Origin of the sequence: Corynebacterium sp. HMSC062E11, from assembly GCF_001811845.1 — a bacterium.
In the GTDB taxonomy this organism is placed as follows: domain Bacteria; phylum Actinomycetota; class Actinomycetes; order Mycobacteriales; family Mycobacteriaceae; genus Corynebacterium; species Corynebacterium hesseae.
This window is the reverse complement of sequence record NZ_KV806797.1, coordinates 96,760-122,073: the sequence shown is the minus strand read 5'-3', so window position 1 is coordinate 122,073 and position 25,314 is coordinate 96,760. Positions and strand designations below refer to the sequence as shown.

Below are 25,314 nucleotides of genomic sequence, written 5' to 3'. Positions count from 1 at the left end.
AGATGCGGGTCATGCGTATAACGCATTCACTCCCAAAACTTACGTACCCGTAACTATACGGACGAGCATTGTGGCAGACAAGGGTGGAGCAACAGTTTTCACCAGTTTTTCTTCCAATATTTGCAGTTCGAGGGCGCTGGCCACGTAAACTACCCACATTATGCTTTCCTTTGTCTCACGCTCTCGCCGCACCGCGGCGCTGTTCGCAGCTGCCATGGTGGCGCTGGGGGCGGCGTCGGCAGGCGTCGGCTCCGCTTCCGCACAGTCCAGCACCATCGGCGAGGTTTCCTCGCGCGTGACCAACCCGCAGCCCTGGCTCGGTGACAAGGCCTTCATTACCTCAAAGCGCCACATGGGTGGCAACCACTGGGTGGTAGACGTGTGGTCCCCTGCCAACCGTGCGGTGATTTCTAATAACGTCCTGCTCCCCGAGGGCGATAAGCCGCGCCCCTCCTTCTACCTGCTGCCCGGAGTGGAAGGCGGCCAGGCCGGCATGAACTGGATGACCCACTCTGATATCCGCAATTGGGCCGTGGGCAAGAACGTCAACGTCGTTATGCCGCTCGGCGGCGCCTATTCCCTCTACACCGATTGGAATGCCGAGGACCCCATCCTGGGTGTCAACAAGTGGAACACATACATGACCGCTGAGTTGCCCCCGCTGATCGACGCCGAATTCCACGGCACCGGCCGCGATGCCATCGGCGGCATTTCTTCCACGGGCGGCGCCGCACTCGACATCGCCGGCCACGCCCCACAGCGCTACAAAGCAGCAGCCTCCTACTCCGGCTGCCCGGTGCGCTCCGGTGCGATTGGCTTCCCCACCTCCACCGCGATGATCGCCTATGGCGGCGGATCCTCCTTCAATGCGTGGGGCCTGCCGGGCTCCCCGCAGTGGTTCGAGCACGACCCCAACGCCAACCCTGGGCGCCTGCGCGACGTCGAGGTCTTCGTGGGCTCGGCCTCCGGCACCCCGGGTCCCATCGATGGGACCAATAACCCCGGCCAATGGCTCGGACCCCGCGCGGTAGAGACGGTTGCTAACCAGTGCTCAGAGGAATTCACCCGCAACGCCCGCAATGCCGGGGTGCGAGTGAACCGTTACTTCAGCCCCCAGGGCTCGCACACCTTCAACCTCTTCTCCCACCAGATGAAGCTGAGCTGGGACCAGACCATCGCCCGCACCATCGGCGCTTAATTGGTTGGTTCCTAGGAGGTTGCCGCCTCACGGCGGGCGGGGCCGGCCCCTCGCTCCTGCCTTCGGCATTTCCTAATAGCTCCCTTGCCTCCCCACACGATGAAGGTCTAAACTCAAGGCGAAAGGTTCCGCCCCACTGAAAGAGCCCCTGAAGGCTTTCCGGCTTACGCCGGTAGGTGGGGCGGTCGCTTATTTTCGGACCGGGCCACTCCAGTAATAGGTCTTTCCCGCCGAAAACATATTGAATTGATCCCAATTGTGCCGCTGCGAAAGTGCTTGAACGTACTGTCCCTTGCCTCGTTCCATTTTCTGAAACCAGGACCAAGAAAAGTAGTCAGCAATCTGACCGTTCAAATCCTGTTTTACTGGATGAAAGAGCACACGGAACTTTAGCTGTAGGCCTTTCAACAGAGGCTTTATCCTCTTTTCAAATGCCGATCTTTCCTTGCCAGTAAGAACCGAGTCGAAAATTAAGATTACGTCGCTTACCTCTGAGTCTCCCCACACCGCATTAATCCACTTCCCCATTGCACCAGCAAAGAGCCCTAAAAGCTGCGGTGGAGACTGGTAAGTCGGATGCGTCATTCGCTTATCCACCCAGATCGTGTGGACACGGCACCGATCAAGCTCATTAATTCGGTCTATTACCCGCTTTCGCGTTCCCTTCGAATTTTCTGTTGCATGAAACTCAAGGTCTTTACTCCCCGCTGCCATAAGTTCATACTTCAGCGCTTGCAGTCCTATCGCAGTGCCTGCTGGATTGAAAGTGCAAAATGCTGTGATTAGGAAGTGCGTGGAGGCTTTTGCACCAAACTGCATATCCCCCGACTCATCGAGAAAAACATACAAAGTTCTTTTTCTCTTCACGTCTTCCATCTCTGTTCCCCGGCCCCCGTACGCAGCTATTACTAATAGTCTACAACGCTGATTGGAGCAATTAGACAGTGCGGGCAGGGCCTCGCCTTGGCGAGAACCCTGCCCGGTTGCAGTACTGTGCGTGAGGTCTACTCCACGACGGAGTTGGCGCCCACCGCGTGGCCGAAGAGGTCCGGCAGGGTTGCTGCCCAGGCCTCACGAAGCTCGGAGACAGCAATGGACTCGCCGCCGAGCTCAAACTCGCCGTTATCGGTGGTCTGGCCGATGATGACGGCCGGCACACCGCACTCCTCAGCGCGGTGCAGCAGCATGTCGACGCGGTCAGCGGTCGTTGCCACGAGCACGCGGGAAGCGGACTCGGAGAAGGCAGCCACGAAGGCGTCCTCGTGGACCTTGGACAGATCCAGGTTCAGGCCCACGCCGCTGCGCTTGGCCATCTCGAATGCGGTGACGGCGAGGCCACCTTCGGAGATATCGTGAGCGGCGGTCAGACCTTCGTTGCCCACGAAGAAGTCAGCGAGGCGCTGCTCATTAGCCAGGTCGACCTGCGGCGGCAAGCCGTTGAGCCCGTTCTTCGCCTCATGGCCCTGCTCATGAGCGCTCACCTGCTGCCAGATGGAACCGCCGAACTCATCCTTGGTCTCACCCAGCAGAACGAGCACCTCCGGTTCCTCCACGAGGCCGAGTTCGTTGCCAATGGACGCGTGGACGTCATCGATGACGCCCAGGACGCCCACGACGGGCGTCGGCAAGATCGGCTCCTCGCCGGTCTGGTTGTAGAAGGAGACGTTGCCACCGGAGACGGGGATGCCGAGTTCCACGGCGCCGTCGGCAAGCCCGTGCACGGACTCGCGGAACTGCCACATGACGTCCGGGTTTTCCGGGGAGCCATAGTTGAGGCAGTTGGTGATGGCGACCGGGCGGGCGCCGGTGACGGCGACGTTGCGGTAGGCCTCCGCCAGAGCCAGGCGTGCGCCCATGTTCGGGTCCAGCTTGGTGTAGCGGCCAGACGCGTCAGCCGACACCGCGATACCGCGGCCGGTCTCCTCATCAATGCGCAGAACACCAGCGTTCGCGTGGTGGGACTGCACGGTGTTGCCGCGTACGTAGCGGTCATACTGCTCAGTGATGAAATCACGTGAACACAGTGCCGGGGAGGCCACGAGCTTCTTGAGCGCCACAGTGATGTCCTGCTTTTCGACGCCCTCGAATTCTTGCAGCGCATCCTGCCACTCCGGGCGTGCGTACGGGCGGTCGTACACCGGGCCCTCGTTGGCGATGGTGTGTGCCGGGGCATCGACGACGACCTCGCCCTGGTGGCGAATGATGAGGTGCTTGCCGGTGGTGACCTCACCGATCTCGGCGCAGGTGACGTCCCAGTGCGCGCAGATCTCCTTGAACTTCTCCACGTTCTCCGGGGTCACCACGGCGCACATGCGCTCCTGGGACTCGGAAGCGAGGATCTCTGCTGCGGTCATGTTCTTCGCACGCAGCGGGACGTTGTCCAGGTTGATCTCCATGCCGCCGTCGCCGGACGCAGCCAGCTCGGAGGTGGCGCAGGCCAAGCCCGCACCGCCCAAGTCCTGGATGCCCACCACGATGCCGGACTTGTACAGCTCCAGGCAGCACTCGATGAGAACCTTCTCCGCGAACGGGTCACCCACCTGAACGGCTGGCAGCTTGCGCTCCGCGCCATCCTCGAAGGTGTCAGACGCCAGCACGGACACGCCACCGATACCGTCGAGGCCGGTGCGCGAGCCAAAGAGCATCACCTTGTTTCCGGTACCAGAAGCGAAGGCCAGCTTAAGGTCCTCGACCTTCAGCGTGCCCACGCATAGCGCGTTGACCAGCGGGTTACCAGCATAAGATTCATCAAAAACGGTTTCGCCGCCAATGTTGGGCAAGCCCAAGCAGTTACCGTAGTGCGAAATGCCGTCGACAACACCGGGCAGCACGCGCTTGGTGTCGGGCGCATCCGCCGGGCCGAAGCGCAGCTGATCCATCACGGCAATCGGGCGCGCGCCCATGGCCATGATGTCGCGGACGATGCCGCCCACGCCCGTCGCGGCACCCTGGTGCGGCTCCACGTAGGAGGGGTGGTTGTGGCTTTCCACGCGGAAGGTCACCGCGTTGCCGTCTCCGATGTCCACCACACCGGCGTTCTCACCAATGCCGGCGAGGATCTTGGAGCCCATCTCCTCGGTCATGGTTTCGCCGAAGTAGCGCAGGTGCGTCTTGGAGGACTTATAAGAGCAGTGCTCCGACCACATCACCGAGTACATGGTCAGCTCGGCGTCGGTCGGGCGGCGGCCCAGAATCTCGCGAATGTGCGCGTATTCGTCATCCTTCAGGCCCAATTCGCGGTAGGGCTGGTCCAGCTCAGGCTGCGCGGCCGCCTGCTCGACGGTGTCGTTGTGTACGGTCATTGTTTCTCCTTTAACCGTCGGCGCGGGTTAAGCGACGACCTTGAGGGCGGACACAAACAAACCCAGACCGTCGGTGGACGGGCCGGTGAGAAGATCGATGGCATGCTCCGGGTGCGGCATCAGCCCCACCACGTTGCCGGCCTCGTTGGTGATGCCGGCAATGCCGTTGATGGAGCCGTTGAAGTTATCGGTATAGCGGAAGACCACGCGGCCCTCGCCCTCCAAGCGCTCCACGGTCTCCGCATCCGCCTGGAAACGGCCTTCGCCGTGCTTCGCCGGGATGAGGATGCGCTGCCCCTGCTCAAACTCGCTGGTCCAGGAGGTCTGTGCGTTCTCCACCTCGAGGTAGGTATCCACGCAGTGGAAATGCAGGCCCTGGTTGCGGGTCAGGGCGCCGGGCAGCAGGCCAGCCTCCGTCAGAATCTGGAAGCCGTTGCAGATGCCGAGCACCGGCATGCCCTTGTTAGCGGCATCGACGACCGCGCGCATCACCGGGGCGAGCGCCGAAATCGCGCCGGAGCGCAGGTAGTCACCGTAGGAAAAACCGCCGGGAACCACGACGGCATCGACGCCGCGCAGGTCCTCGTCCGCATGCCACAGGGACACGACTTCGGCGCCGGCGGTGCGGGCGGCGCGGGCCGCGTCGACGTCGTCAAGCGTGCCGGGGAAGGTAATAACGCCGATCTTCATTACTGGATGACCTCGTAGTCCTCGATCACGGTGTTGGCCAGCAGGGTGGAAGCAACCTTCTCCAGCTCCTCGGTGCTGACCGAATCATCGACTTCAATTTCAAAGCGCTTGCCCTGGCGCACGTCGCTGACACCAGCAACCCCCAGGCGGCCCAGCGCGCGAACAACGGCCTGACCTTGCGGGTCCAAGATCTCGGCCTTGGGCATGACATTGACAACTACACGAGCCATGAAAATTTTTGCCTTACTGTGCGTGAGTATAGGTGCCCCGCCAGTCTATCCCGCCGGCAAGAAAGATTCGGAATCTTTGGGGGGTGATGAATTCAAACCAAACGGCTGAAGAATTCTTGGGGAATCCCACCTTAACCCCCAGCTCACCTAGTGCGCTCCGGTATCACTCGGTGCGAAACCCGGGTAGAACGAGATGCATTGTCCTGTTCTCACCTATCCAAGGAACCTCTCATGCATCTCAAAGGCATTGGCTCACTCGCCATCGCTGCTCTTGTCTCTACCTGCATCGTCGCACCTCAGGCCGGTGCGGCGGCGGACGGCTCCAACGCCGTTATCTCTGAGGTCTACGGTGGCGGCGGCAACAAGGGGGCGGCGTTTACTAAGGATTTCATCGAGCTTTATAACCCCACCTCCGCTGACCTCGACCTCACTGGCTGGTCCGTGGAGTACCTATCCGCTTCTGGCAACTCAGGCGGAAAGCACGAGCTATCCGGCTCCCTCCCGGCTGGGGGCTACTTCCTCATCCAGGAAGGTGGCGGCGACACCGGGGAGCCGCTTCCTTCCCCTGATGTAGAGGGGAACCTGAACCTGTCCGGCTCCAAAGGCTCGGTCAAGCTTTACGACGCCTCCGGGGCCGAGGTGGACATCGTGGGGTACGGGGAGGCGTCGATAAGCGAGGGCTCCCCCGCCCAGGCACTGGACAACTCCACCTCCGCGCAGCGCGACGCCGAGGGCTCCGACACCGACGACAATGCCGCAGACTTCAGCGCTGCAGCGCCGACGCCGAAGTCTGCCGGCCGCGCAAATGTGTCGGACCCAGACCCCACCCCAGCCGAGCCGGGTTCCGCCGTCACCATCCCGGAGATCCAGGGCACTGGCGCGGAGTCCCCGCTCAAGGGCCAGAACGTCACCACCCAAGGTGTGGTTACCGCGGTGTGGCAGGGTGAGAAGTCCCTCAACGGCTTCACCATCCAGACCCCGGGCACGGGCCAGACCGCGCCGACCGAGGCCTCCGAGGCCGTCTTCGTCTACACCGGTGGCACCGGCTTCTACCCGGCCATCGGGGATTCCGTCGAGGTCACCGGCACCGTTGATGAGTACTTTGGGCAGACCCAGATTGCCCTGAGCGCCGGCTCCACGCTTGACGACGCCCTCCCCGCCGTCACCCCGCTCGCCATCGATGCCCTTCCGGAAGGCGATGAGGAGCGGGAGAAGCTCGAGTCCATGCTGCTCAAGCCTGGCGTGCACACCGTGACCGACAATTACGGTCTCAACCGCTACGGCGAGCTCGGCTTGGCTCCAGGCACCGAGGCTCTGCGTCAGCCCACCGACATCGTCTCCCCGGGCAGCCAGGAACAAAAGGACATGGAAGCCGCTAACGCGGCAAAGTACGTCATTTTGGACGACGGCTCCACCCGCGACTTCTCCCGTGATGGCGCCTCGACGAAGCTGCCCTACATCATGCAGAACGGCTCGGAGGTCAAGACCATCCGCACCACCAACCAGGTAGAGTTCGCGGACTCCGGCGTCATCCTGGGCTACGGTCACGAGCAGTGGCGCTTCCAACCCACCGCGATGATTACCGGTGACTCTGCCGCCGCGGACCTGCCGATTACGTGGGACCCGGCCCGTCCGGAGGCCCCGCAGGTGGACGGCGATTACACCGTGGCGGCGTTTAACGTGCTCAACTTCTTCATCAACTTGGGCGAGGACAACGGCGCGAAGGCGTATAAGGACCGTTTTGGCAACGGCGTGGGCTCCGATAGCGGGACCTTCCGCGGTGCGTGGTCCGAGTCCGCGTTCAATGACCAGAAGGGCAAGATCCTCACCGCGCTGGAGGGCCTTGATGCCGATGTCATTGGCCTGTCTGAGATCGAGAACGCCGCGAATACCGTGGGGGGCTCCTACGATGACGCCGTGAAGTACCTCGTGGGTGAGCTCAACTCCCGCGCGGGTTCTGAGAAATGGGACTACGTCAAGGCCCCGGCGAACGCGTCAGCCGATACGGACGTCATCCGCACCGCGATCATCTACAAGAAGGACCGCGTTAAGCCGGTGGGTGAGGCCACCTTGCTTGAGGACGCCCGCTTCAAGGGCACCGCTCGCACCCCGCTCGCCGCGGAGTTTCAGCCCGTTTCCGATAGGTGTGCTGCTGAGGGCCCCGATTCCTTCGTGGTGGTGACCAACCATTTCAAGTCCAAGGGCTCTGTGGCGAACGGTGATGCGGATACCGGCGACGGCCAGGGCAACAACCCCAACGTGCGCAACGCTCACGCCCAGGCCGTCCTCGATGGTCTGGCCAAGCAGCCCCAGTGGCAGAAGAAAGCCACCTTCGTCATGGGTGACCTGAACGCCTACTCCAAGGAAGATGCCATTTCCGTCTTCCGCAATGCGGGCTACACCATCCCGGTGGAAGAGCTCAATGCGCAAGAGGACTGGCAGAACGTGGCCTCCTACCAGTTCTCCGGTCGCCTCGGCTCCCTGGACCACATCCTGGCCAACGAGCACGTCGACGCGCAGGCCGCGCAGACCTGGAACATCAACTCTGACGAGCCCATCGCCATGGAATACTCCCGCCGCAACTACACCGGCGGCGATGTCTTCGAGGCCGATAACCCCTACCGCTCCTCCGACCACGACCCGGTCAAGGTGGGCTTTAACCTTGCGACGGTGAAGCGCACCGATAACCAGCTCAAGGACTGCACCACGACCGACGAGCCGGACCCGTCTGAGGAGCCGGCTCCGTCGGAGGAGCCGGATCAGACCGACGATGACGACAAGGTTGACACCAAGCCAACTCACAGCTCCGGTTCTTCTGCCGGCGAGCACTGCCTGCCGACTGCCCTCGGCCTCACCATCCCCGCAGCCCTCGCCATTCCGGTTGCCTTCCTTGGGTTTGCCAACACGCAGTTCAACATCCCGGGCTTCGAGCCTGTCCGGAAGCAGATTGAGTCGATGACCCGCAACATCCCGCGCGAAGCTCAGTACGCCGTCGGTGGCCTCGGCCTGCTGGCTGCGCTTGGCATCATCGGCGCGGCCTGCGCCCCAACCGAATCTGAATAGAGACCAGCCGGACCCGATGAAACAAGAGGCCACCCCTCCCCTTTTTTGGGGGGGAGCACAAGGCAACATCAAACCGCCTGACGGTTGCAGGCTCCTTTTCGATGCCTCATAATTCACTACAAGGTGAAAGGGACTTACCCCAGCTCACCCCACAAATCATCTCTCTCCTGCAAAGGACACTCATGAAGTTCTCTCTTCGGAATCCTTCATCCAGGAACCCAAACTCGACTTTGCTATAGCTTAGACACCACAGGCGGACAAAGCGGTTCTCCGGTCTATGCCACAGACAACGCTGCCATCGGCATTCACACGCATGGCATCAGCGATCTCGGCTGCCCTGAAAACAGTGCCCTACGTATAAGCCCAAGCATGCTAAATACCTTCAATGACATTAAGGAGATCCAAAACAATGCAACCACAGATCCCGGTTCCAGCTCAGGTTCAAGCTCTCATTAATAACCCCAGTAACCTTCTCGGACTCATTGGTACCGTTCTGGGCATTATTTCCCTAGTTGTTGCAATCAGTGTCGGCCAAGGCCTCCCCAACGATGGGCAGTCCAAGCCTAATGCAGGAGAATCAACGATTCGCGTTGTAACCTCCAGTGGTAACCCGGCAGGCGAATGTAAGCTTCTTGGCCTTTCGCAGGAAAAGGTACACACGACTAATGCCAAAGGCGTGTACTTCTACGCGTTGGAACCTGGTTCGCATACCATCAACGCATCTTGTTCAGGGCTTTCCAGTCTTTCCTCCGCGCGAGCGCTCGAGGGTAGTCAGGAAGTAACCGTGAATGACGAGCCGGTAATGGTAAAGATTGTTGTTAAGTAGATTGGCCCTAACTTTCTTGGTTCTAAAGAGCTAAGAGAAACACGCACGTGCCCCCAGGGAAACCTCCCGGGGGCACACGCTTTTCAATGAACCACACCTAATTCGAGAAGGAACCGTACTTTCGTACGCGCCCGTATGAGAAGCTGGCGCATTTAATGACAGCAGCAAAACATCATTTTCAAACAAATGAACGCTTTTAAACCTCTGCCCCAAGAGCGCCAAACGCTTATCTGCATGTGTTTACACGGGCAGTTGGCTGTAAACCTGTAAAGACCCCATCACCTTCAATGCACATCGCGATGATCTGTTTGAAGTTAGCCACAAGAACTAGCTTTTCCAAGTAGAAGTTGACGCAACGCCACCGAGTCGTGGCGCCTCCACCCCCCATGTAGTACCGAGTACGCGCTAGACGCCGCAAACAGTGCAGCCGGACACCCGCCAGCATTACTGACGGAGCTTCCTGCCACTTACTCACTGACCCGCGACACCGGAATACTCGCTAAGTTCGTCTCTGCTCAGCCAGGTCAAGCCCCTCATAAGAGAGGCTTTTCTCGCTCCGATTGCGGGTGGGGCAATTGAAACCTACGTCCGCTACCGCAATTCGGGGATTGCGCTCGTGAAACACGCAGCCAGCACACCCGACGGGTTCACAAACCTACACCGCGTCTAATTCGGCCACACCCCAAAGAAAAAGAGGTTGGTGGGCTATTCGGCGTGCGTGAAAACGGAATAGTCAGCGGGGCGGGCACCTGCTGCCATGGCGCGCTCGGCGGCCTTAAGGAAATCAGCAACTACCTTACGGTCATCGAGGTTGCGGCCGGAAATCGATAGGCGCACGGTGTTTCCGCGCTGGGCGGAGCGCTCGGCAGCGCGGATGATGTTGCGGCGCCACCACTTTGCCGAACCGAAGCCCTCACCAAAGGACAGGTTGCGGGCTTGGTGGAGCTCGCCTGTGCGAAGGTCGTGGATGCCACGGGTGGAGGCAGCGAAGTCGAAATCAAACTCGGGAAGGACTTCTAGTGTTCCCTCCGACATTCGCCAGCGCGGCGGCGCAAAGATGGTCGGCTCAAAGCCGATCTTGGCCATCTGCCGCGTCGCACCCTTGAGGCGCAAACGTGCCTCGTGTGCATCCAGGTTGGCGAACTCCGCACGGCGACCCTGGACCGCTTGGTCAAAGCCATTGAGAATAAGCACGCGGCCCGATTCGGCCTGCTCGCGAAGCCAGGATTGCGTCGCCGCATCTTTAGCTAGGTGCCAATTGCCGTCGATGTGCGGCGCCACCAGCAAAGAGACAGGAACGTCAGCTTTATCGAACTGCTTGAGCAGATCAGAGGCTTGGCTTCGGGTGTCATCAAAAATACTGGAAATCGAAACCAGAAGGTGGCCATGCATAAGGAAAATTATCGCACAGCCACCGCCCCGGCGCGCGCTGAGAGAGATTCGGAGCTCCCCCCACATGGGAGGCCTAGGTCACTGTGTGGCTCATTAGCCACACAGCGCAAGCGGTCTCTAAGCCTCGACACCCGTGGCCTGGTTAATCAGCCACGCATACTCGAATGCAGATTGCCGCCACTGGGCATAGCGCCCGGACACACCACCGTGGCCCGCGGCCATCTCCGTCTTGAGGAGGAACTCGCCGCCGGTGGCAACGTCACGCAGCTTGGCCACCCACTTCGCCGGCTCAACATACAGCACGCGGGTGTCATTGAGCGAGGTCAACGCCAGAATATTCGGATACTCCTGCGGAGCGATGTTCTCGTACGGCGCATAGGAGGCCATGTAGTCGTAGACCTCCGGATCGTGGTACGGGTCGCCCCATTCCTCCCACTCCACCACCGTGAGCGGCAGTTCCGGCATGAGAATGGAGGTCAGCGGGTCCACGAAGGGCACGTTAGCCTCGATGGCCTTAAACCGATCTGGCGCCATATTCGCCACCGCGCCCATGAGCAGGCCACCGGCGGAACCGCCTTCAGCCACCAAGGTCTCCGGTGTAGTCACCCGACGCGCGATGAGGTCATCCGCCACCGCGATGAAGTCCGTAAACGTGTTTTTCTTGGCCAGCATCTTGCCGTCGTCGTACCAGTTGCGGCCCATCTCGCCGCCACCGCGAACGTGCGCCATGGCAAAGATCATGCCGCGGTCCATGAGAGACAAACGGAAGACCGAGAAGTACGGGTCCATATTCGCCTCATAAGACCCGTAGCCATAAAGCAACGTCGGGTTCGGCTGCGTGCGGTCCAGGTCCGCGCGGTGCACGATGGACACCGGCACCTTCGTCCCATCGGGTGCTTCAGACCAGACGCGGTAGGCCACGTATTCGTCTTTGTCATAGCCGCCTGGTACTTCCTGTTCCTTGAGCAGCGTGTACTCACCGGTGGCCACGCGGTAGTCAAAGAGCTGTGCGGGCTGGATAAAGGATGTGTAGCTCACGCGCAGAACTGGGGCGTCCCACTCCGGGTTGCCGGCCACGCCAACGGTATAGAGCTCTTCGTTGAAGTTGAGCTCGCTGAGGCGCGCCCAGCCTTCCCGCACATCCATAATCGCAGCCCGGCCGATGCCGCCCCGGCGGTAGGCCACGACGATGTGGTTGCGGTAGCAATCAACGCCCTGCAAGCGAACCTCTTCATCGTGCGGCATGAGCACGGTGAGCTCACGCAAAGAGGGAAGTTCCTCACTGACCGGGCAATAGCCCAACTCAAAGTTCGGGCCGGTCACGTTGTGCGTGACCACCCAGTAGTCGGTACCGTCCACGACCGCGTGGTCGACGTCGTAGTCCACTCCGGACTCGCGCGCCCACAAACAGCGGAACTCACCCTCCGGGTTGTCCTGCTCGAGTACCCATGCCTCACTCGTCATCTTCGAGCTCGACACGATCATGATGTACTTCTCGCTGCGCGTTGTACCAACGCCGATGCCGAAACGCGAGTCTTCCTCGCGCATGACCACGACATCCTCCGACTGCGGGGTACCCACGCGGTGGCGCCACACCGTATCCGGGCGCCACGCATCATCCACGGTGGTGTAAAAGATGAACTCCTCCCCGACCCACGTCGCACCGTAGAAGATACCTTCCAGGCGGTCCTCCAACAGCTCGCCCGTGCGCAGGTCCTTGATGAAGAGCTCAAAGCGCTCATCGCCGGCCACGTCGACCGAATAGGCCAGCAGGTCACCGGAATCGCTCACCGTGGACGCACCCAGAGCGAAGAAGTCGTGGCCTTCGGCGAGCGCGTTGACGTCGAGAAGCACCTGCTCCCCTTCCGGCGCCCCCGTCTCCGGGATGGTCGGCGGGGTCCACGGATCGGAGCCTTCCGACACCGGGATGCGGCAGCTATAGCCGTACTCCTTGCCCTCCTCGGTGCGGCCGTAGTACCAGTACTTGCCGCGACGCTGGGGCACGGACATGTCCGTCTGCTTGATGCGGGACTTGACCTCGGTGAAGATGTTCTCCGTCAAGGTCTCCAGGTGCGCAGTGCGCTCTTGAGTGTAGGTGTTTTCGGCCTCGAGGTATTCGCGGGTCTCCGGGGCGTCTTTCTCACGCAGCCACTCGTAGTCATCGACGAAGCTGCGGCCGTGGAACTCTCGCGTGATGGGACGCTTGGCAGCAATCGGTGCGTTCATTCAGCCTCCTTAAAAGGTGGTTCCGGACAGGCGCTCGAAGGCCTCAACATAACGCGCGCGGGTAGCCTGGACAACGTCATCCGGCAGGCGCGGCGGCGTGGACTCCTTGTCCCAGCCGGAATTGGTGAGCCAATCGCGAACGTACTGCTTATCAAAGGAAGGCTGGACTTTGCCTTCCTCATAGGTATCGGCCGGCCAGTAGCGCGAGGAGTCCGGTGTGAGGACTTCATCGGCCAGCACCAGGGTGCCGTGCTTATCGACGCCAAACTCGAACTTCGTATCCGCCAAAATAATGCCCTTCTCCTCCGCCAACGCCGCGGCCTTGGCATAAATGCGCAGGGTGGCATCGCGCAGCTCCTCGGCGCGTTCGCGGCCGAGCTTGTCCACGACGACATCGAAGGAAACGTTTTCATCGTGCTCGCCCTGCTCCGCCTTGGTGGCGGGGGTGAAGATAGGCTCGGGCAGGCGGGAAGCCTCGGTCAGGCCTTCAGGCAGCTCGACTCCGCACACGCTGCCGGATGCCTTGTACTCCTTGAGCCCGGAGCCGGTGAGGTAGCCACGGGCGACGCACTCGAAAGGAAGCATGTCGAGCTTCTGCACGACCATTGCGCGGCCGAGGACTTCCTCGGGGATGCGCTCATCATCGAGCGGTCCCGCCAGGTGGTTGGGGAAGTCGATGGCGTCGAAGAAGAACTTCGACGTCGCCGTGAGCACGCGGCCTTTGTCGGGGATGGCCGGCTCGAGGGCGTGGTCATAGGCGGAAATACGGTCGGAGACCACCATGAGCAGGGTGTTGTCATCGATTTCGTAGATATCGCGCACCTTGCCGGAGGCGATGTGGGCATAGGAAGAAAGTTCTGGACGCATGACATACATTCTAGACCCGTCTAGACTGCTTCAAGATACATCCCAATCCCGAGGAGCTAAGCCCGTGCACTCTCGCCTGACCTCCCTTTTGACCTCCGCTGTGCTGGTGGGCGCCGCCCTGTCTGTGCCCGCTGCGCACGCAGCCGACATCTCCGTGCGCGAGTCCGCCCACGGACAGTGGCTGTGCACGATGTCGGCGTCCTCCACGGATCGCGCACTAGCCCGCGATGTCCGGGCGGGCTACATCAACACCATCCGCACGACCTCGGAGAAGATTCAAGCGCAGTTCCCGAAGCTGGACTTCTCCGCGTACACCTCGCGCGATATCAGCAAGGCTCCGGGCTACGCGGCGACGGTGGCCGCGCTGGGCAAGGCCGGCTACACGGGCGCGGATATGGTCATCATCATGGTCGGCGCGTCCGCCCCGGAGGACCTGGTGGAGGATGAATCGGTGCTGTTGCCAGGGGATGCCGAATACTCGATCAATGCGGCGAAGTCCCGGACTGAGAAGGGACCGGCACCGTTATTGTCTACGGGTAGCGATTTCAGCCCTAAGCTGCGCGCCGCTCTGGCAGAAAACCAGGCGCAGGAAAAGGAGGCCGTCGATGCCTTCAACGCAGCGCAGGTGCAGTCCTTTGCCGAGTGCGTGGAAGAGCTGCACAGCCGCGGTGCGCAGGAAGGTATCCAGCCGGTGCCGGAGCTACCCATCCCGGGCAAGACGACGCAGCAGCAAACCTCGTCCACGGGTGCTACGGTTCTCGGCATCATGGCGGTGCTCACCGCTCTGATGATCGGCGGCTACCTTGCTACCAACGGCAAATCCCTCGGCGGCTTCGAGCTGCCGGTTCTGCGCATCCCTGGAATAGCCTAAGAGCTAGTGCCGGGTGAGCCCGGCCGCCAATGGGAAGTCGTTTCGATCAAATAAGGGCCAGAAAATTGAGGATCTGGGGCCTTAATTGATCGAAACGTACCGCCAAGGGTGAAACTAGAGGATTTCGCCCGGGGTGTAGGCGGCGGCCTGCGGGTGCTGATCAGCAATCGCCTTGATGCGGCCCAGAATCTGGCTCACCTGCGATTCGGCAGCGCCGATGAAAGCGTGCTTGTCCGACAGCGCGGCCTCGAGGGCGGCGGCATCGAGTGGCAGGCGCTCGTCGGCAACCAGGCGCTCAATCAGATCCTGCTCCCCGCCATTCTCACGCATGTTGAGCGCCACGGCGACGGCGTTTTCCTTGATGACCTCGTGCGCGGTCTCGCGGCCCACGCCCGCGCGCACCGCCGCCATGAGGATGCGGGTGGTGGCGAGGAAGGGCAGGTAGCGCTCCAGTTCGCGGTCGATCATCGCCGGGAAGGCACCGAATTCCGCGAGCACGGTGAGGAAGGTTTCAAACATACCGTCAATGGCGAAGAAGGCATCCGGCAGTGCCACGCGGCGGACCACCGAGCAGAACACGTCGCCCTCGTTCCACTGCTGGCCGGACAGATCCGCCACCATGGTGAGGTAGCCGCGCAGAATGACCTGGAAACCGCACACGCGCTCGCAGGAGCGGGCGTTCATCTTGTGCGGCATCGCGGAAGAGCCGACCTGGCCTTCCTTGAAACCTTCAGTCACGGTCTCGTTGCCGGCCATCAGGCGGATGGTCGTGGCCAGCGAGGAGGGCGCAGCACCCAGTTCAACGAGCGCAGACACAGCGTCGAAGTCGAGGGAGCGCGGGTAAACCTGGCCCACCGAGTTGAATACGCGGGAGAAGCCCAGGTGATCCGCAATGCGCGTCTCCAGCGCGGCGAGCTTGTCCTCGGAGCCTCCCATGAGGTCGAGCATGTCCTGCGAGGTGCCCATCGGGCCCTTGATGCCGCGCAGCGGGTAGCGGCTCAGCAGAGACTCCACGCGCTCGATGCCGAGCAGGAGCTCGTCGGCAGCCGAGGCGAAGCGCTTGCCCAAGGTCGTCGCCTGCGCAGCAACGTTGTGGGAGCGGCCTGCCATCACCAGCGTCTGGTACTGCGCGGCGTGCTCACCGATGCGCGAGACCACCGCGATGGCCTTATTGCGCACCAGCTCCAAGGAACGCAGAATCTGCAGCTGCTCGACGTTTTCCGTCAGGTCGCGCGAGGTCATTCCCTTGTGAATGTGCTCGCAGCCGGCCAGGGCGTTGAATTCCTCGATGCGTGCCTTGACGTCGTGACGCGTGACGCGCTCACGCTGGGCAATCGAGGCAAGGTCCACGTTCTCAACCTGCGCCTCATAGGCGGCGATGGCCTGGGCGGGAATATCGACGCCGAGATCCTTCTGCGCCTTCATCACCGCGATCCACAGCTGGCGCTCCAGAATAATCTTGTGTTCTGGGGACCAGATTTCAGCCATCTCTGGGGAGGCGTATCGAGCGGACAGGACGTTGGAAATGTTCTTCTTTTCAGCCACGTCGCTCATTATTCCACGCCTCGCCCCAAAGGAGGCATTATCAGCGGATTAGATGCTGATCTGGCCCTTTTCCGCTGGCAACGCAATGTCCGTGCGGAAGAAGCTGCCCTCCAGCTTGATGCCGTCGAGCACCTCGTAGGCGGCGGCGCGGGCGTCGGCCAAGGTGGCACCGCGGCCGAGGACGTTGAGGACACGACCACCGTTGGATACGTATCCGCCCTCCCCCGTGGTGGTGCCAGCGTGGAGGACGCGGGTGGGATCATCAAGATCCGGCGAGGTGATCGGATCACCCTTGTGCGGGGAAGCCGGGTAACCCTCGGCAGCCAGCACCACGGTAACGGCGTAGCCTTCCTCCCACTCCAGCGGCGCAAGTGATGCCAACCGCCCCGTCGCCGTGGCGTTCAGGACCTCTCCCAGTGGGGACTTCAGCAGAGCGAGCACCGCCTGCGTTTCCGGGTCACCGAAGCGGCAGTTGAATTCGACGACGGCCGGGCCTTCCTTGCCCCAGGCCAGTCCCGCATATAGCAGCCCGGTGTACGGCGTGCCGCGCTTGACCATTTCCTTGGCCACGGGGACGCAGACTTCGTCGACGATGCGCTGGGTACCGTCGGCAGGCAGCCACGGCAGCGGCGTATAAGCGCCCATGCCGCCGGTGTTGGGGCCTTCATCGTTGTCATAGGCGCGCTTGTGGTCCTGCGCCGGCAGCAGCGGCACGACGGTCTCACCATCCACGAGGCAGAACAGGGAAACCTCGGGGCCGTCGAGGAAGGACTCGAGCAGCACCGGGTTGCCGGCTGCATGGACGGCGTCGACGTGCGCGCGGGCTTCTTCGCGGGATTCGGTCACCACCACGCCCTTGCCGCCGGCTAGGCCATCGTCCTTGACCACGAAGTGCGGGCCGAAGCGGTCGAGCGCGGCCTCGATGTCCGCATCACTTGCGCCAGGGGCGAGCTGCTCCGCGCGGGCGGTGCGCACGCCAGCGGCCGCCATGACGTCCTTGGCAAAGGCCTTGGAACCCTCGATTTGCGCCGCGCTTGCCGACGGTCCGAAGACCGCAATGCCGCGCTCACGCAGAGCATCCGCGACGCCTTTCACCAGCGGTACCTCCGGCCCGATGACGACGAGGTCAGCGGCGATGTCTACGGCCAGTTCAACCATGCGCGCAGGATCATCCACCTGGGAATACTCCGGGTGGACGGTGGCCTGCTTCGCATGGGCCGGGGAGCCCGGTGCGATGTGCAGATCGGTAACAGAAGGGTCAGCTTTCAGGCCAGTGAGCAGGGCGTGTTCGCGGCCGCCCGAACCGATAACGAGAATGCGCATGCCGTCTATCTTAACTGGCGGTAGCCTAGGGGCCATGTCTTCCGTATTTACAAAGATCATCGAGGGCGAGCTGCCTGCTCGCTTTGTCTACCGCGACGAGAAATGCGTGGCGTTTTTGTCCATCGAGCCGCTGCGCTACGGCCACACCTTGGTGGTGCCGGTCGAGGAAGTAGATAAGTGGACTGACCTCGATCCTGAAACCTGGGCACACCTCAATGCCATCGCTCTGGAAATCGGTGGCGCCATCAAGACGGCCTTCGACACCCCACGTACCGGCTACATCATCGCCGGCTTCGACGTTCCCCACACCCACATCCACCTCTTCCCCACCGAGAAGATGGAAGACTACGACTTTGCCAAGGCCTTCGCTGCCGACGCCACCGACCCCGCCGCCATGGACGAGGCCGCCGCGCGTATCCGCCAGCACCTCGGCACGGATGAGGACGGCTGCCGCGACAGCTAAGAGCTGACTGCTACCTTTCGGCAGCTAGGAACTAGCTGCCGCCTTGGGCAGCTGGACGGTAAACACCGAGCCGCTGCCCAGCTCCGAATCCACGGAAATCGAACCGCCGTGCTGCTCCACGAGAGACTTCACGATGGCCAAGCCCAAGCCCGAGCCACCCGTATCGCGGGTTCGTGAGCTATCAGCACGGTAAAAGCGCTCAAAGATGTGGGCTGCATCTTCGGGGGAGATGCCCTTGCCGTCATCGGCAACGTCGATAAGCACGTGCTCCTCGTCATCCCGCAACGTCAGCGTCACCGACGCCTCATCACCGCCGTGGCGGATGCCGTTGGACACCAAGTTGAGCAGCACCTGGTGTAGGCGGTCCGCGTCACCGTTGACCATCGGAATCCCAGAGGCTTCGTTGTTGACGTTGATGATGCGGCCAGAAAATGCCGCGCGCGCCGAAGAACCCACAGAGAGCACGAGCTCCAACATGTCCACCTCGCGCATATCCAAACGCGAACCCTCCGCACGGGTCAGCGCCAGCAGGTCCTCCACCAACAGCGACATGCGCTTCGACTCAGCATCGATCTTGCTGAAGACAAACTCCGGGTCTTGGGTTGCCCCCGAACGGTACAGCTCCGTATAGCCGCGCAGGCTGGTCAGTGGGGTGCGAAGCTCGTGGGAGGCATCGCCGACGAAGCGGCGCATCTGTTGCTCCTTCTCCTGCGCATGGAGCACGGAGTTTTGCAATTGCGTCAACATGACGTTGAGCGCTGCGGCGAGCTGCCCCACCTCGGTGTGCAGCGGCCACTCCGGCACGCGTTTATCCAGGTTGCCCGCCGCGATCTGGGAGGCCGTTTTCTCCACCACGCGCAGTGGACGCAAGGCTCTGTGGATGAGCCACATGCCCACCAACGCGATGATGAGCATGACCAACGCCGCGATAATGACCTGGACTATGGCCAGGCCTTTAAGGATGGAGTTCTCCGTCGTCATGTCTTTGGCCACGACGACCACGGAACCATCCGATTTGAGCTTCGCCACGGCCCGCCATTCGGTTTCGCCTTGAACCGAGCGGACACTCGTGGGCTCGCCGCCGACGACCACCGAGCGGGCATCCGGCAACCCCGCCATCGGCCGCGTGGTCACCACGGAACCATCGGGATAATACGCCAGTGCTACATAGTCCGTCGGGGGTCGGCGGCTTCCGTCCTGCGGGGTATAAAAGGCCGCGTCAAGGTTGCTGGCCCAGGAGCCAATCGCGTCATTGAGCTCAGTGTCCACGCGGGTGTAGAGCACATTGCGCATGATCGACGACACCGCCAGGGAGGACATAGCCAGGCCCAAGCCCGAAACCAGAACCATGAGGACGAGCAGCCACGTGCGCAGGGGCAGCGCTTTAGGACGTTGCATGCGCCGGCGCAGGGCGCTGTTCCGCACCGAAGAGGATCCAGAATCCGAGCCCTGAGTGTTCGCGGGGGATTCGCTCATAGTGGACGAGCCTACGTGCGCGGCGTACGCAGCACATAACCAACGCCGCGGACGGTGTGGATCAGCGGTGTATCGCCGGTATCAATCTTGCGGCGCAGGTAGGAGATGTAGGACTCGACCACGTTGCCATCGCCGCCGAAATCGTAGTGCCAGACGTTGTCCAAAATCTTGGACTTGGACAGCACCACCTCGCGGTTTTGCATGAGGTAGCGCAGCAAGTTGAACTCGGTGGGCGAAAGCTCCACGATCTCCCCGGCCTTGGTGACCTCATGGGTGTCATCGTTGAGAGTGAGGTCGGCATAGGTCATGGTGGCGCTGCCATCCTGATCATCCACCGCATTGCCGCGGCGCAGGATCACGCGCAGGCGGGTGATGACCTCCTCCAGGCTGAAGGGTTTGGTGACGTAATCATCCGCACCGATGGTCAAGCCATGGATGCGCTGATCCACGCTGTCCTTGGCTGTGAGGTAGAGGACGGGGCCGTCGAGGCCTTCTGCGCGCAGCTTGCCCAGCAGCTCAAAACCGTCCATGCCCGGCATCATGACGTCCATAATGTAGGCGTCGGGATTGATCTCACGCGCAATGCGCAGAGCCTCGTTGCCGGAGTTGGCGCTGTGTACATCGAAGCCCTGAAACTTCAGGGAGACGGTAAGTAGTTCAACGATATTGGGCTCGTCATCGACGACAAGTACCTTGACGTCCTTTGAATCATCCATGGTCCCGCTTTGGTCCTTTCTCCGCTGTTCCTATAGCTAGGTGGCGTGGGGGTTTCTCATTCAAAGTGAGAAGTATTGCACTACGCCTTCCCAGGGTACTGAGCGGAGTCTGGACGTGCGCTGTGAACAAATTAGTCCCACACGAGATTATCCAGATCTAGCCCTTCTGCCTGGGCTTGAGCCTCGATCAGCTGGCGCAGGTAGTCGGCGTTGCCACGGTAAGTCTCATCGAAGCGCGGATCCTCGCAATACATGCGCGCCAGGAGCACTTGCTTGGACCTCGACACCGGGTACCACTGGGCGATGAGAGCACGGTGCTTGTCGACGATCTCCTTCGCCTCCTCGCTGCCTGCCTCAAGTCCCGCTTTCGCGGCCTCCTCTAGCTCGGCCGCAAAGTGTTCATGCTCCACGGAGAATTCCTCCCAGTCTTTCTTCCCCATCGATTCCGCGACGGCCGCACTGGCCGCCCACTCTGTGCTGTCACCCCACTTCTCGTGGGCCTCTTCCTGCAACGTGGGCCATGCGTCCCCCAGCTTCTTTACCTTTTGGCTCGCGCTAAGGTTCTGATCCATTTCGGTCTCCTTGATTAGTCGGTTCACTGCCTGCAGCATCGCGTCAACATCGGCGCGCCGCTTCAGCAAGGCAGCCTGCTGAGCACGGAGACGATCCACGGCGGACGCGGCGGGCGCCTGCAACAGCTCAGCGATGTCCTTCAGCTCAATGCCCACGCTGCGATAGATCACAATGTCCATACCGCGCTGCAGGTCGTCTTCTGTGTAGAGACGGTGGTCTCCCACAGTGCGCCACTGCGGGCTTAGCAGCCCAATCTCATCCCAGTGCCGCAACGTTCGAGTGGTGACCTTGAGGATGGCGGCCACCTCACCAATGCTGTAGTCGCTGTAGTCCGTGCTCATGACACGAAGCTTAGAAGTTGACGTCGCGGCAGGTGCAAGCCGAGAACTCCCCGCACAGCAAACCCCCGCCTCCCCACGGCGAAAAGTATGCCGGAGGGAAGGCGGGGGTCACGGCCGAATGCCGAGAGTCCGCTTAGAAGTCCTGCGGGCGCGGGATGTTGCGCAGGTTGGACTTCGCCATGGTGAGCATCTGGCCCACGCCGCCGCCGAAGACGGTGCGGGTTGCCGCCTTGGAGAAGCCGAGCAGCTGCTCAAAGGTCAGTGTGGGTGGCAGGGAAAGGGCGTTAGGGTCGGTGACGACGTCGATAAGCGCAGGCCCGTCGTAGGCCAAGGCCTCCTTGATGAGGCGCGGCGCTTCCTTCGGGTCCTCGATGCGGAAGTGCTTGATGCCCGCGCCCTCCGCAATCTTGGCGTAGTTCACGTGCTCGTGGTCAGTCTCGTGCTCCGGGAGGCCCTGGACCAGCATCTCCAGCTTGACCATGCCGAGGGAAGAGTTATTGAACACGAACATCTTCACCGGCAGGTTGTGCAGCTTCACCGTGAGGAGCTCGCCCATGAGCATGGACAGACCGCCGTCGCCGGAGAAGGTAATGACCTGGCGGCCCGGGTTCGCCGCCTGCGCGCCGAGGGCCATCGGCAGAGCATTGGCCATGGTGCCGTGGCGGAAGGAACCAATCTGCTCGCGCTTACCATTCGGGGTGATGTAGCGCGCGCCCCAGACATTGCACATGCCGGTATCGACGGTAAAGATGGCGTCCTCATCGGCCTGCTGATCGATGAGATCGGCAATGTACTCCGGGTGGATCGGGGTGTGCTTCTCCACGCCGGAGGTATAGGCCTCGACAACGTGATTCAGCTTGTCGTAGTGCTTCTTGAGCATCTTGTCCAGGAAGGAGCGGTCCTTCTTCTCCTCCACGTGCGGCAGGATGTTCTCGATGGTGGCGGCAACATCACCGGTCACCGGGTACTTGATGCGGGTGCGGCGGCCGATGTGGGAGCCGTCGATGTCAACCTGCGCCACGTTGGCATCCGGCAGGAAGTCGTTGTAGGGGAAATCCGTGCCCAGCAGGATGAGCAGGTCTGCTTCGTGGGTGGCCTCGTGGGCTGCACCATAGCCGAGCAGGCCGGACATGCCGACGTCGAAGGGGTTGTCGTACTGGATGTACATCTTGCCACCCAGGGCGTGGCCGATGGGGGCCTTGATCTTTTCGGCGAGCGCGAGGACCTGCTCGCGGGCGTTCTTCACGCCGGCGCCGACGAAGAGGGCGACGGTCTTGGCCCCATTGATGGCCTGGGTCAATGCGGCGGCCTCGGCAGGATCCGGGAAGACGACCGGGCTGCCGGCGGAAATAACAGAGGAGGTGAAGGTATCATCCTCGGCCTCCTGCGTGGACACATCGCCCGGGATAACGAGGACGGACACTCCCTTGCCCGCCATGGTGCTCTGGATGGCGTGGTGCAAGACCACGGCACCTTGGTCAGCGGAGTTCACCATCTCGCAGTAGCTCGAGCACTCTTGGAAGATGGCCTCCGGGTGGGTCTCCTGGAAGAACTTCGAGCCGATCTGGCGGGAAGGAATGTGGCTGGCCAGGGCGAGGACCTTGGCGCCGTTGCGGTGGGCGTCATAAAGTCCCTGAATAAGGTGCGTATTTCCCGGGCCGCAGGATGCGGCGCACACGGCAAGGTTGCCGGTGGTGAGGGAATCGGCCTCCGCGGCAAACGCTGCGGCCTCCTCGTTGCGAACGTGAACCCACTCGATGGAGGACTTCCGCACTGCGTCCACGATGGGGTTGAGGGAATCGCCGACGAGGCCGTAGATGCGCTTCACACCCTGGGCTTCCAAGGTTTCAACAAGTTGTGTGGCGTAATTGCGTGCCATGATTTACCTCTCTAACTTTTGCCGTTAACGGCCCCAGTGTCCCCCCTTTAAGGCGCGTTTCGCCACCATAAAGCTGACTTCTCACGTCCTAGAAACTTTGTGACTGCGACAACAACTCGACCTTCTAAGCTTTGAAACTGTAACGACCGTTCGCTATAGTTTCGAACCATGTCAGACCTCCACGTGAAAGCCTCCGCCGAATCCCTCCGCGCCTCCGCTACGCGCCGGTGGACCTTTTTTGGCGTCATTTCCCTGGGCCTGCTCATGATCGGCTTAGACAACTCAATCCTCTACACCGCGCTACCGGTGCTCTCCGATCAGCTCCACGCCACCTCGCTGCAGCAGCTGTGGATCATCAACGCCTACGCGCTCATGCTGGCCGGCCTCCTGCTGGGAACCGGCACGTTGGGCGATAAAATCGGGCACCGCCGCATGTTCGTCATCGGCCTGTGGATCTTCGGCATCGCATCACTGGCCGCAGCGCTAGCGCCCGGCGCGTGGGAATTAGCCGCGGCTCGCGCCTTTTTGGGCCTCGGGGCCTCCATCATGATGCCCGCGACCCTCGCTCTCATCCGGTTGACCTTTGAGGATGAGATTGAGCGCAATACAGCCATCGGCATTTGGGGCTCCATCGCCGTCGTGGGTGCGGCGGCCGGCCCCACGGTGGGTGGCTTCTTGCTGGAGCATTTTTGGTGGGGCTCGGTCTTCTTGGTCAACGTGCCCATCGTCATCATCGCGCTCATCCTCACGGCCTTCCTCGCCCCGCCGAATATGGCGAACCCGGCGAAGCACTGGGATTTCCTCTCCTCGCTGTATGCGCTCATCACGCTGGCCTCGCTGATACTCGTCATCAAGTCGGTGGCCAGCGCCCACCTCAACGCCATGCTCATTGGCGGCGCGCTAGCCGCCTGCCTCATCGGTGCCATCCTCTTCACCCGCCGCCAGCACAAGCTGGAGGAACCACTCCTCACCTTCGATATTTTCCGCTCCCCCATCTTTAGCGGCGGCGTCTTGGCTGCGGCGGGCGCCATGTTTGGCATGGCGGGACTAGAGATGACCACGACGCAGAAGCTCCAGCTGGTGGACCTGTATTCCCCGCTTCATGCCGGGCTCATCATTTCCCTCATCGCGCTGGCGGCGCTGCCAATGTCCGCGTTGGGTGGTGCCAACCTCCACCGTTGGGGTTTCTTGCCGATCATCGCCGGTGGCTTCCTCTTCATGGCGGCGGGCATCGGCTGCGTGGTGTGGGGCGGCACGCACGACATCTTCCCCGCATACCTGGCGGGCCTATTCATCACCGGAATCGGCGCGGGACTTGTCATGTCAGCCTCCTCCACCGCCATCATCGGCGCCGCCCCCGCCTCGCGCTCCGGCATGGCCGCCGGCGTGGAGGAGGTCTCTTATGAATTCGGCACGCTGCTCTCGATTGCGATCACCGGTTCCGTACTCCCCATGGTGTACAAGAGCGGTCTGCCCGAAGACGTCCAAGACCTGGGCATGGAAGCGCTCCACAACTCGGCGCTCGCGGAGGTTGCCGGCCCCGCCTATACCGACGCCTACCTGGCCACCGCCGCAGGACTCGGCGTAGTCATGCTCGTCTTCGCCGCGGTCACCGGCTGGTGCTTCCGCACCAACCCCACGTCAGGAGGTGCCGATGCCTCGCACTAGTAAAAAGGTCGAAGCGCTCGACATGGCGCTCACCATCATCGAGAAGGACGGCGTCCACGCGCTCACTTATGATTCCTTGGCCACGGCCACGGGCATGAGCAAGTCTGGGCTCATCTACCACTTCCCCTCCCGGCACCAGCTGCTCATAGACTGCCATTCGTTGTGCGCGGAGCGCTGGGAGGAGGAGCTTATCGCACTCTCAGACGGCAAGACGGCCGAGGAATTAAGCCCGCGCCAGCGCTACCGTGCCGCGTTGGAATCAATGGGCAAGAATGATCCGCTCATTGAGCTGCTGATGTCCATCCACGCGCAGTCCCATCCGGATTTTCAGAAGGTGTGGAGAGATGTCGACGAGCGTTGGCTCCCCGATCCCGCTACGGAGGATGAATCCGTGGCGCTCGCGATGGTGATAGCGAACGGCCTGTGGGTCCATGATCACCTCACCGAACGCCCCCTGTCACCGCAGCGACGCCGGGCGCTTATCGACGTCGCCCTTGGCCACCTCGCCGACTAAGAAAAATGGGCCTTTAAAAAGGCCTTCTTTGAGCTGGAGACGAGACTTGAACTCGCAACCTACGCATTACAAGTGCGTTGCGCTACCAATTGCGCCACTCCAGCACCGCGGCTAATCCGCTAGAGGGCATCGTACCTGAGACCACCCCTCG

20 protein-coding genes and 1 tRNA gene are annotated in these 25,314 nt (G+C 61.7%); 7 read left to right on the top strand and 14 right to left on the bottom strand.

Features of this window, described 5'->3' with window-relative positions; translation table 11 throughout:
- Window positions 1–160 precede the first annotated feature (160 nt).
- Complete coding sequence (locus HMPREF2822_RS07095) at window positions 161–1,198, top strand: alpha/beta hydrolase (protein ID WP_070522900.1); 1,038 nt, start codon at window positions 161–163, stop codon at window positions 1,196–1,198.
- Window positions 1,199–1,387: 189 nt separating this feature from the next.
- Here the strand turns inward: HMPREF2822_RS07095 and HMPREF2822_RS07090 are convergent, their stop codons facing one another.
- The 4 genes from HMPREF2822_RS07090 to purS all read right to left on the bottom strand — a co-directional run bounded on the left by HMPREF2822_RS07090 (window position 1,388) and on the right by purS (window position 5,420).
- Window positions 1,388–2,074, bottom strand: a complete 687-nt coding sequence (locus HMPREF2822_RS07090; protein WP_070522896.1) for a DUF3800 domain-containing protein — start codon at window positions 2,072–2,074, stop codon at window positions 1,388–1,390.
- 128 nt (window positions 2,075–2,202) lie between these two features.
- Window positions 2,203–4,500, bottom strand: a complete 2,298-nt coding sequence (gene purL, locus HMPREF2822_RS07085) for a phosphoribosylformylglycinamidine synthase subunit PurL (RefSeq protein ID WP_070522892.1) — start codon at window positions 4,498–4,500, stop codon at window positions 2,203–2,205.
- A 27-nt stretch (window positions 4,501–4,527) separates the two neighbouring features.
- Entirely contained in the window at window positions 4,528–5,190 is a 663-nt protein-coding gene (gene purQ, locus HMPREF2822_RS07080) for a phosphoribosylformylglycinamidine synthase subunit PurQ (RefSeq protein ID WP_070522890.1), read from the bottom strand.
- Window positions 5,190–5,420, bottom strand: coding sequence for a phosphoribosylformylglycinamidine synthase subunit PurS (purS, locus tag HMPREF2822_RS07075; protein WP_070522888.1), 231 nt, complete (start codon window positions 5,418–5,420; stop codon window positions 5,190–5,192). The genes purQ and purS overlap by 1 nt, the downstream gene beginning before the upstream one ends.
- A 231-nt stretch (window positions 5,421–5,651) precedes the next feature.
- Between purS and HMPREF2822_RS07070 the strand changes: the two genes are divergently transcribed.
- Both HMPREF2822_RS07070 and HMPREF2822_RS07065 read left to right on the top strand, forming a co-directional pair.
- Window positions 5,652–8,483, top strand: a complete 2,832-nt coding sequence (locus tag HMPREF2822_RS07070; RefSeq protein WP_070522886.1) for an ExeM/NucH family extracellular endonuclease — start codon at window positions 5,652–5,654, stop codon at window positions 8,481–8,483.
- A 409-nt stretch (window positions 8,484–8,892) separates the two neighbouring features.
- Window positions 8,893–9,309 carry a hypothetical protein gene (locus HMPREF2822_RS07065; RefSeq protein ID WP_070522883.1) on the top strand — a complete coding sequence of 139 codons (417 nt, stop codon included), beginning with the start codon at window positions 8,893–8,895 and terminating at the stop codon, window positions 9,307–9,309.
- 705 nt (window positions 9,310–10,014) lie between these two features.
- Here the strand turns inward: HMPREF2822_RS07065 and HMPREF2822_RS07060 are convergent.
- The 3 genes from HMPREF2822_RS07060 to HMPREF2822_RS07050 form a co-directional block, all read right to left on the bottom strand.
- A complete protein-coding gene (locus HMPREF2822_RS07060) occupies window positions 10,015–10,701 on the bottom strand; it encodes a DUF2334 domain-containing protein (protein ID WP_070522880.1) in 687 nt (228 codons plus the stop codon).
- A gap of 117 nt (window positions 10,702–10,818) precedes the next feature.
- The gene (locus HMPREF2822_RS07055) at window positions 10,819–12,927 is read right to left on the bottom strand and encodes a S9 family peptidase (protein ID WP_070522878.1); all 2,109 of its coding nucleotides are present in this window, start codon (window positions 12,925–12,927) and stop codon (window positions 10,819–10,821) included.
- Between the two features lie 9 nt (window positions 12,928–12,936).
- Window positions 12,937–13,794, bottom strand: coding sequence for a phosphoribosylaminoimidazolesuccinocarboxamide synthase (locus HMPREF2822_RS07050; protein WP_070522876.1), 858 nt, complete (start codon window positions 13,792–13,794; stop codon window positions 12,937–12,939).
- A 64-nt stretch (window positions 13,795–13,858) separates the two neighbouring features.
- Here HMPREF2822_RS07050 and HMPREF2822_RS07045 point away from each other — a divergent pair, with 64 nt between their 5' ends.
- A complete protein-coding gene (locus HMPREF2822_RS07045; protein ID WP_070522873.1) occupies window positions 13,859–14,665 on the top strand; it encodes a serine/threonine protein kinase in 807 nt (268 codons plus the stop codon).
- A 114-nt stretch (window positions 14,666–14,779) separates the two neighbouring features.
- Here the strand turns inward: HMPREF2822_RS07045 and purB are convergent, their stop codons facing one another.
- Both purB and purD read right to left on the bottom strand, forming a co-directional pair.
- Entirely contained in the window at window positions 14,780–16,219 is a 1,440-nt protein-coding gene (purB, locus tag HMPREF2822_RS07040) for an adenylosuccinate lyase (protein ID WP_070522871.1), read from the bottom strand.
- A gap of 39 nt (window positions 16,220–16,258) precedes the next feature.
- Window positions 16,259–17,533, bottom strand: a complete 1,275-nt coding sequence (purD, locus tag HMPREF2822_RS07035; protein WP_070522869.1) for a phosphoribosylamine--glycine ligase — start codon at window positions 17,531–17,533, stop codon at window positions 16,259–16,261.
- A gap of 34 nt (window positions 17,534–17,567) precedes the next feature.
- Here purD and HMPREF2822_RS07030 point away from each other — a divergent pair, with 34 nt between their 5' ends.
- Window positions 17,568–17,996: an HIT family protein gene (locus tag HMPREF2822_RS07030; protein ID WP_070522866.1), complete on the top strand. Its 429-nt coding sequence runs from the start codon at window positions 17,568–17,570 to the stop codon at window positions 17,994–17,996.
- Window positions 17,997–18,020: 24 nt separating this feature from the next.
- On the opposite strand, the gene HMPREF2822_RS07025 is transcribed toward HMPREF2822_RS07030, so the two are convergent.
- The 4 genes from HMPREF2822_RS07025 to HMPREF2822_RS07010 all read right to left on the bottom strand — a co-directional run bounded on the left by HMPREF2822_RS07025 (window position 18,021) and on the right by HMPREF2822_RS07010 (window position 22,981).
- Window positions 18,021–19,472 carry a sensor histidine kinase gene (locus HMPREF2822_RS07025; protein WP_070522863.1) on the bottom strand — a complete coding sequence of 484 codons (1,452 nt, stop codon included), beginning with the start codon at window positions 19,470–19,472 and terminating at the stop codon, window positions 18,021–18,023.
- Window positions 19,473–19,483: 11 nt separating this feature from the next.
- The gene (locus tag HMPREF2822_RS07020) at window positions 19,484–20,188 is read right to left on the bottom strand and encodes a response regulator transcription factor (protein ID WP_070522860.1); all 705 of its coding nucleotides are present in this window, start codon (window positions 20,186–20,188) and stop codon (window positions 19,484–19,486) included.
- A gap of 131 nt (window positions 20,189–20,319) precedes the next feature.
- On the bottom strand, window positions 20,320–21,102 hold the full coding sequence (locus HMPREF2822_RS07015) for a MerR family transcriptional regulator (protein ID WP_070522857.1): 783 nt from the start codon (window positions 21,100–21,102) through the stop codon (window positions 20,320–20,322).
- A 133-nt stretch (window positions 21,103–21,235) separates the two neighbouring features.
- Window positions 21,236–22,981: a pyruvate dehydrogenase gene (locus HMPREF2822_RS07010; RefSeq protein WP_070522852.1), complete on the bottom strand. Its 1,746-nt coding sequence runs from the start codon at window positions 22,979–22,981 to the stop codon at window positions 21,236–21,238.
- Window positions 22,982–23,149: 168 nt separating this feature from the next.
- On the opposite strand from HMPREF2822_RS07010, the gene HMPREF2822_RS07005 reads away from it, so the two are divergent.
- Both HMPREF2822_RS07005 and HMPREF2822_RS07000 read left to right on the top strand, forming a co-directional pair.
- Entirely contained in the window at window positions 23,150–24,649 is a 1,500-nt protein-coding gene (locus HMPREF2822_RS07005) for an MFS transporter (protein ID WP_070522849.1), read from the top strand.
- A complete protein-coding gene (locus HMPREF2822_RS07000; protein ID WP_070522847.1) occupies window positions 24,636–25,163 on the top strand; it encodes a TetR/AcrR family transcriptional regulator in 528 nt (175 codons plus the stop codon). Before HMPREF2822_RS07005 ends, HMPREF2822_RS07000 begins: the two co-directional genes overlap by 14 nt.
- Window positions 25,164–25,194: 31 nt before the next feature.
- On the opposite strand, the gene HMPREF2822_RS06995 is transcribed toward HMPREF2822_RS07000, so the two are convergent.
- Window positions 25,195–25,267, bottom strand: a tRNA-Thr gene (locus HMPREF2822_RS06995).
- Window positions 25,268–25,314: the final 47 nt, after the last annotated feature.

Excerpts from the sequence above, each read along its gene's own strand:
- HMPREF2822_RS07095 (WP_070522900.1), top strand. The coding sequence starts at position 161 with ATGCTTTCCTTTGTCTCACGCTCTCGCCGCACCGCGGCGCTGTTCGCA.
- HMPREF2822_RS07090 (WP_070522896.1), bottom strand. The coding sequence starts at position 2,074 with ATGGAAGACGTGAAGAGAAAAAGAACTTTGTATGTTTTTCTCGATGAG.
- purL (WP_070522892.1), bottom strand. The coding sequence starts at position 4,500 with ATGACCGTACACAACGACACCGTCGAGCAGGCGGCCGCGCAGCCTGAG.
- purQ (WP_070522890.1), bottom strand. The coding sequence starts at position 5,190 with ATGAAGATCGGCGTTATTACCTTCCCCGGCACGCTTGACGACGTCGAC.
- purS (WP_070522888.1), bottom strand. The coding sequence starts at position 5,420 with ATGGCTCGTGTAGTTGTCAATGTCATGCCCAAGGCCGAGATCTTGGAC.
- HMPREF2822_RS07070 (WP_070522886.1), top strand. The coding sequence starts at position 5,652 with ATGCATCTCAAAGGCATTGGCTCACTCGCCATCGCTGCTCTTGTCTCT.
- HMPREF2822_RS07065 (WP_070522883.1), top strand. The coding sequence starts at position 8,893 with ATGCAACCACAGATCCCGGTTCCAGCTCAGGTTCAAGCTCTCATTAAT.
- HMPREF2822_RS07060 (WP_070522880.1), bottom strand. The coding sequence starts at position 10,701 with ATGCATGGCCACCTTCTGGTTTCGATTTCCAGTATTTTTGATGACACC.
- HMPREF2822_RS07055 (WP_070522878.1), bottom strand. The coding sequence starts at position 12,927 with ATGAACGCACCGATTGCTGCCAAGCGTCCCATCACGCGAGAGTTCCAC.
- HMPREF2822_RS07050 (WP_070522876.1), bottom strand. The coding sequence starts at position 13,794 with ATGCGTCCAGAACTTTCTTCCTATGCCCACATCGCCTCCGGCAAGGTG.
- purB (WP_070522871.1), bottom strand. The coding sequence starts at position 16,219 with ATGAGCGACGTGGCTGAAAAGAAGAACATTTCCAACGTCCTGTCCGCT.
- purD (WP_070522869.1), bottom strand. The coding sequence starts at position 17,533 with ATGCGCATTCTCGTTATCGGTTCGGGCGGCCGCGAACACGCCCTGCTC.
- HMPREF2822_RS07030 (WP_070522866.1), top strand. The coding sequence starts at position 17,568 with ATGTCTTCCGTATTTACAAAGATCATCGAGGGCGAGCTGCCTGCTCGC.
- HMPREF2822_RS07025 (WP_070522863.1), bottom strand. The coding sequence starts at position 19,472 with ATGAGCGAATCCCCCGCGAACACTCAGGGCTCGGATTCTGGATCCTCT.
- HMPREF2822_RS07020 (WP_070522860.1), bottom strand. The coding sequence starts at position 20,188 with ATGGATGATTCAAAGGACGTCAAGGTACTTGTCGTCGATGACGAGCCC.
- HMPREF2822_RS07015 (WP_070522857.1), bottom strand. The coding sequence starts at position 21,102 with ATGAGCACGGACTACAGCGACTACAGCATTGGTGAGGTGGCCGCCATC.
- HMPREF2822_RS07010 (WP_070522852.1), bottom strand. The coding sequence starts at position 22,981 with ATGGCACGCAATTACGCCACACAACTTGTTGAAACCTTGGAAGCCCAG.
- HMPREF2822_RS07005 (WP_070522849.1), top strand. The coding sequence starts at position 23,150 with ATGTCAGACCTCCACGTGAAAGCCTCCGCCGAATCCCTCCGCGCCTCC.
- HMPREF2822_RS07000 (WP_070522847.1), top strand. The coding sequence starts at position 24,636 with ATGCCTCGCACTAGTAAAAAGGTCGAAGCGCTCGACATGGCGCTCACC.